This is a genomic window from Microcystis sp. M_QC_C_20170808_M3Col (genome assembly GCF_007095505.1).
Lineage (GTDB): Bacteria > Cyanobacteriota > Cyanobacteriia > Cyanobacteriales > Microcystaceae > Microcystis.
The window spans coordinates 1-6,059 of sequence record NZ_SFBY01000162.1 but is presented as its reverse complement, the minus strand read 5'-3'; the positions used below and the strand labels follow the sequence as shown (position 1 = coordinate 6,059).

General features: G+C 44.2%; 4 protein-coding genes and 1 pseudogene. 4 read left to right on the top strand and 1 reads right to left on the bottom strand.

What is annotated here, in order from left to right; translation table 11 throughout:
• Positions 1 to 116: 116 nt before the first annotated feature.
• Positions 117 to 692 (top strand): annotated as a pseudogene (locus tag EWV84_RS07605) (LOG family protein); the annotation flags it as partial.
• A 3-nt stretch (positions 693 to 695) separates the two neighbouring features.
• Here EWV84_RS07605 and EWV84_RS07600 read toward each other — a convergent pair.
• Positions 696 to 1,085: a hypothetical protein gene (locus EWV84_RS07600; protein WP_002733765.1), complete on the bottom strand. Its 390-nt coding sequence runs from the start codon at positions 1,083 to 1,085 to the stop codon at positions 696 to 698.
• A 161-nt stretch (positions 1,086 to 1,246) separates the two neighbouring features.
• On the opposite strand from EWV84_RS07600, the gene queA reads away from it, so the two are divergent.
• The 3 genes from queA to gcvT all read left to right on the top strand — a co-directional run bounded on the left by queA (position 1,247) and on the right by gcvT (position 5,564).
• Positions 1,247 to 2,344 carry a tRNA preQ1(34) S-adenosylmethionine ribosyltransferase-isomerase QueA gene (gene queA, locus EWV84_RS07595; RefSeq protein ID WP_287077522.1) on the top strand — a complete coding sequence of 366 codons (1,098 nt, stop codon included), beginning with the start codon at positions 1,247 to 1,249 and terminating at the stop codon, positions 2,342 to 2,344.
• 162 nt (positions 2,345 to 2,506) lie between these two features.
• On the top strand, positions 2,507 to 4,195 hold the full coding sequence (locus EWV84_RS07590; protein WP_287077521.1) for a serine protease: 1,689 nt from the start codon (positions 2,507 to 2,509) through the stop codon (positions 4,193 to 4,195).
• A gap of 262 nt (positions 4,196 to 4,457) precedes the next feature.
• Complete coding sequence (gene gcvT, locus EWV84_RS07585; protein WP_287077520.1) at positions 4,458 to 5,564, top strand: glycine cleavage system aminomethyltransferase GcvT; 1,107 nt, start codon at positions 4,458 to 4,460, stop codon at positions 5,562 to 5,564.
• The last annotated feature ends 495 nt before the right edge of the window (positions 5,565 to 6,059 follow it).

Genomic DNA, 6,059 nt, shown 5'->3' with positions numbered 1-6,059 from the left:
ACTTAAACTAATAAAACGGAGAGCCTATGGCTTTAGAAACTTTCGGAATTTTTGGGTTAGAAGTATGTTGTCTTGGCATCTTGTCTGTTGATTTAGCATAAAGGGTAACGAAGAGCCAACTATTTTTTCTGCGGGAAAGTGACGCAGTAGCTTTATTCCCCGGTGGTTTCGGTACGCAAGATGAGGCCTTTGAGACGCTTACTCTCTGTCAAACGGGTAAATACGGACCTGCACCCCTAGTATTAATTGATGAGCCTGATGGGGATTACTGGCAAACTTGGCAAGAACAAATTAGTGAAAATCTGCAAAAAAGAGGACTGATATCCGCCGAAGATCGGAATTTTTATACAATTACCAACGATCTAGACTACGCTTGTCAAAGGATTCGCCACTTCTATCGGGTGTATCACTCCAGCCGTTTTGTGGGAGAATCCTTTGTTATTCGTCTTAATCACGAACTAAGCGGGGAACAGATCGAACAAATTAACCAAAACTTCGGCGATATCCTAGTTAAAGGTAAAATCGCACCTAGTCAAATTCTAGAACGAGAGAATCGGGATTCCACCCACCATTTACCTCGTCTAGTTTTTTACTTTAACGGCAAGAGTTACGGACGCTTGTATCAGTTAATTGATCACATCAACGATTTAAGTCCTGTAGTTGCCCTAGAAGATCATCCCGAGAGAAAATAAACCCTAGGCTAGAGTTTCAGGACAGTATCCTAAACCCTTAGTAAATTGTTGCCGAAAAGCCTCTATATCTTGCTGATCCGGGGTACCATGGGACACGATCGCCACTTGATAACGACGCATGACATCAATAGGAGATTGTCCCGTTTCCAAACTCCAAAAAACCATCTGGAGACGCATTTCTGGTTGATAGGGAATCCCTAACTCATTCATGTAGGCGCGAAAATCACCGTGTTGGCAAGGAGTCAGCATTTGATTAAACTTTACCTTGACCACCCAACCGTTAATCTGATGGATAACCGTCATGACGGAGGAAGGCAGATGAGTCATCGAGCGCAGGTATTCGGTGACTCGTAGCGTTAAACTAGCATTAGCAAGAAAATAGAGATAGTCCATAGTGGCCGCCGGGCTATTGGCTAATAGTCACGATTAGTGTTATATCTCTAAGTCTGACGATAAACCGTTCCAGGTACCAAGGGGAGAAATCCCCGATTTAGTGAAGTTCGCCTGGGTAGGATTACCCAACTTTTGCGAAGCTCTTTATGATGATAATGACGATGATCCCTGACCAATTACTCTCCAGCTACGATTATCACCTTCCTCCGGAGTTAATTGCCCAAAATCCCGCCGAAACCCGGGATAGTTCCCGTCTTTTGGTGGTAGATTCTCCCAATAGTCATAATTTAGCTATTTTTCGGGATTTACCCACTTGGTTAGAGTCGGGGGATTTGCTGGTTTTCAACGATACCCGCGTGATTCCGGCCCGTTTATTTGGACGTAAAACCACGGGCGCACCCATAGAAATATTACTATTAGAAGAACAAGATGACCATCGTTGGTTATCTCTGGTGAAACCGGGAAAACGCTTTAAAGTCGGTTCAGAAGTCCTTTTTTATCCGAAAACAGGGCCGACGGAAGACCAAGAAAAATTATGGTTAGCGAAAGTAATCGATCGAGATCTGAACACCGGTGGTCGTCTGCTGGAATTTCAACGTCATCCCCAGCGCAGTTTTTGGGATATGTTGGAGGAGTACGGTCATATTCCTTTCCCCCCCTACGTCACCGAATCAGAGGCGGAAGAAGACCGTTATCAAACAGTTTACGCTGATAAACAGGGTTCTGTGGCCGCTCCCACGGCCGGATTACATTTTACTCCCGAATTATTCCATAAGCTCGCCCAGAAGGGTATAGATACCGCCTATGTCACCCTTCATGTGGGAGTGGGAACCTTTCGTCCCGTGGAAGTGGAAAATATTACAGAACACCTAATGCACCAAGAATTTTTGCAGATTTCCGCCGAAACTGCCGAAAAAATCGCCCAAACAAAGGCTAGAGGTGGCCGGGTTATCGCCGTGGGAACCACAGTAGCTCGCGCCTTGGAAGGGGCAATTAAAGAAAGTAAGAGCGAGAAATTAACCGCTTTTCAGGGAAAAACGAATTTATTTGTCTATCCGGGTTATCAATGGCGGGTTATCGACGGCATGATCACTAATTTTCACCTACCCAAGTCCAGTTTGATGATGTTAGTCAGTGCCTTAATCGGACGGGAAAGACTACTGGCATTGTATCAAGAAGCTATCCAAGAGCGTTTCCGTTTCTATTCCTTCGGTGACGCTATGTTAATCCTACCCAGCGCTCGCAGCAGTAATCGGTAAGTAGTTGGACAAAATTACGTTCAAACCCCAGAAAGAAGGAGCAGCAGAACTGCGGAAAGGGCAACAGGAAAAGCAAAAATATGTGTAAGCGGCCCGCGCATCTAAATTGGTCTAGGTCGATTATCGAACCACCTCTGGCCTGTTGTCTATCCTAACCAAGAAATGAAAAGAAAAGATCTTAAAATCGGTCGCCGCTATTCTGGCAAATCCTGGCAAATATTTGTAATTATTGCCTTCATGGCCGCCGCTCCCTTTGCTATTTTTTATCTTATTGCCTTGGCTTATCTCTGGCAAGGCGATCAACTTTTGGCCGCGGGGGAGAAGGAATCGGCTCTGTCTGCTTACCGAACAGTTTTATCTTTTGACGAAAATTCGGGCCAAGCCCATATAAAAATCGCTCAGGTCTTGCAAAGTCAAAAACGTTATTCTGAAGCCTTAAAAGCCTATAATCATGCCTTTATCGTTAATGATAAACCACCGATGGAACCCTCCCAAAGTAATTATTTAGTGGCTTTGGGAGATATCTTCGCGCAAGAGGAAAAATGGTCAGAGGCGATCGAGGCTTACCAAAAAGCAATTATCATTAAACCAACTTTTAAAGCGCAATTTCAGCTAGGAAAAGCCCTCTATAGTTTACAACGTTGGGATGAGGCGGCGAAAGCTCTGCAAGCAGCGGTTTTTCTCGATCCTAGTCAGGGAAAAGCCTATTTTTATCTGGGAAAGGCCTATAGTGAACAGCAACTCTGGCAAGAGGCCAGTTATGCCTATCAGCAAGCTCTAGAATTGATACCTAGTCAGGGTGAAACCTACAAAAAATTAGGAGAAACCCTAGCAAAACAGGGAAAATGGGAGCAAGCAGAGCAAATATATCGACAGGCTTTAATTTACGCCCCTAAAGATGGGGATATTTATAATTATTTAGGGAAAGCTTTAGCGGAACAGGGAAAACTAGGGGAAGCGATGGCAGTTTTTCAACAGGCGCGCCAAATTAGCCCCAAAAATGCCGAGATTTACGAAAATCTCTGTTATACCTATATCAATAGCGGTCAGATCGATGAGGGTCTAAATTGGTGTCGGCAGGCCGTAGAAATTGATCCTAATTTATCAGAAGTTAGATTTATTTTACAGGAAATCCAACGGGGGCGATTAATTCATGATCATCCCGAATTATTAAAAATGCCAGAGATAATTCCCAGTGTTAAGAGTGATCCTCTGGTGAATTTAAAACGCTCAATTGTTAAAATTGTCATTCGTGGCAAAAATAACAATGGTATCGGCACTGGTTGGTTATTAAAACGAGATCAAGACACAGCTTGGATCGTGACTAACCGCCATGTGGTGACGAATTACCGTCAAGAAATCGATGCAGGGGCGCGCATTTTTGTCGAGTATTATAGCCAACCACCCAAGGGAAAAATTCCCAAGCGTTCAAAAGCTAAAATTCTCCACACTACCCCCCCTAACGACTGGCTCGATTTAGCAGTATTGGAGGTAAAAAATCCCCCCCCAGATTTAAAACCTTTAGCTTTAGCACCCCTACCAATTGCCGCTAATCAATCAGTAATCTCGATCGGTAATCCTTTTAATCAAAAAGATTGGACTGTCAGCAAAGGCACTGTTAATGATAATGAAGAAAAATCCTTAAGTTTATCCATGTTTGTCGTTTCTGGACAGTCGGGAAGTCCAGTTTTAAACGATAAAAATCAAGTGGTGGGAATGATTTCCCAAGCGAGTTTATTTTGTGCCAATCCCTCTACTCCTAAACCCCTAGAAAATGCCGTTAAATTGGGCTGCGGTTTCGCAATTCCCATTGACAGGGTGCGAGAAAGGTTAAGGGAGTGGGAATTATGAATTGGGAAGTGGGGTGTGGGGAAGTGGGGAAGTGGGGAAGTGGGGAAGTGGGGAGGTGGGGAGGTGGGGAAGTGGGGAAGTGGGGGAATTTCAACTAACACCCTAAAACCCTAACACCCTAACACCCTATCACCCCAAAACCCCCCGCAACGCGCACGCAGTGACCACCCTATCTCCTGTCTCCTGATAACTGATAACTGGTCACTGATAAATGATAACTGCTATGCTACTCTAGGCAGAAAACCATTCGATCGAGATCACCGTGGCTAACCAAGAAGCAACTTCCCCCGCTATTCGTACCCCTTTATACGAGCTAATTGCCCAACAAACCAGCAAATTTACCCCTTTTGCGGGTTGGGAGATGCCGATACAGTTTAGCGGCCTAAAAATCGAACATAATGCTGTCCGCAATGGTGTCGGGATGTTTGACATTTCCCACATGGGCAAATTTATCTTAACTGGAGATAATCTGGTTCAATCTCTCCAAACCCTAGTTCCTTCTAATTTAGCCCGTTTAAGCGCAGGAAAGGCACAGTATAGCGTTTTACTTAACCCGGACGGTGGTATCATCGATGATATTATCTTTTACTACCAAAGCGAAAGCCAAGGCGTATTAATTGTTAATGCCTCAACCACCGATAAAGATCGAGAATGGATTTTAGGCAATTTAGAGGGATCGGGGGTCAAATTAAAGGATTTATCCCGAGAAAGGGTCTTAATCGCCCTGCAAGGACCCAAGGCATCCACAATTTTACAGCCCTTGGTCGGGGAAAAATTAAGCGATTTTGGCCTATTTAATCACTGGGAAAGCCAGCTTTTCGGGGAAAAAGTTTTTATCGCCAGAACTGGTTACACCGGAGAAGATGGCTTTGAAATTATGGCCCCTCCTGAAATCGGACAGCAACTTTGGACGGAATTCTTAAATTTAGGGGTGACTCCCTGCGGTTTAGGAGCGCGGGATACCCTGCGTTTAGAGGCAGCTTTAGCCCTTTATGGACAGGATATCGACGATAGCACGAGTCCCCTAGAGGCAGGCTTAAATTGGTTGGTTCATCTGCCAGAAAAAGGCGATTTTATCGGTCGCAATGTCCTTGAAGACCAAAAACTTAATGGTGTCAATCGGCGCTTGGTGGGATTGCAGATGTCCGGCAAACATATCGCCCGTCACGATTATCCGGTAGTATTCGCTGGGGAAGCGGTGGGTAAAGTCACCAGTGGCACTTTATCACCAACTTTAAACACAGCGATCGCTTTAGCCTATCTTCCCACACCTTTCGCCTCGATCGGACAGGCGATCGAAGTGGAAATCCGCGGCACCACCTACCCCGCTACCGTAGTCAAAAAACCTTTTTATAAAAGTAAAAAGTAAAAAGGTGATGGGGGTTAGGGAGTCGGTTAAGCTGTACTGCATTTAAACTGCGTATTGGGAATTTTAGTACAAATGCCCAAACTCCCAACTCCTAGACTCCCTAGTCCCTGCCTTCAGGCAGTCTTAACGAGTAATTTAGATGGTCAACAGCTGATCAGTTACTCCCGACTTGAAAGTAATAACGCAACTAAAAACCCATGCAAAGCAGTTAGCTGCAGTCTTCTCGAATAACAGCCGAACTCTACCATATTTTAGACCAATTTAAGAGACAACTGCAATAGGCTCAAGAGCAACTGGATAACCCAGCTTCTCTAAACGTTTAAAGTCTAAAAGTCTTATCCAACAATTAATGTTTTTAGATTTATTCAGCAACCCCTAAATAGGGTTTGCTGAAAAAGTTATTGAAAAGTACAGGTCTCTTAATCAATGATTTCACTTAGCTACAAGCATAAGCTTTAGTTGTTGATTAGTTTCTAAGTCATAACTTATTGTCAT